The 241-nt window shown below is 58.5% G+C and carries 1 pseudogene; it reads left to right on the top strand.

Features of this window, described 5'->3' with window-relative positions:
• Positions 1 to 17: 17 nt before the first annotated feature.
• Positions 18 to 241: pseudogene (locus FN960_RS24685) on the top strand (hypothetical protein); the annotation flags it as partial.

The raw sequence follows: 241 nt of genomic DNA, 5'->3' as shown, positions 1-241 counted from the left end.
CTACCGCGAAAGATGCCCTGCAACGCCCCTTCCGTGTCCTGACCCGTCAGGGCCAGCTCACTGCTTTAGGGACAGAATTTACCGTCCGCCAGCAGGATAATTTCACGCAGCTTGACGTTCAGCAGCACGCTGTGGAAGTGCTTCTCGCCAGTGCCCCCGCGCAAAAACGCATCGTGAACGCTGGTGAAAGCCTGCAGTTCAGCGCCTCTGAGTTTGGCGCAGTGAAACCGCTGGATGACGA

Source organism: Alkalicoccobacillus porphyridii, from assembly GCF_007293315.1.
GTDB lineage: Bacteria > Bacillota > Bacilli > Bacillales > Bacillaceae_D > Alkalicoccobacillus > Alkalicoccobacillus porphyridii.
The sequence above is the reverse complement of the archived record's forward strand: the minus strand, read 5'-3'. Positions and strand labels throughout refer to the sequence as shown.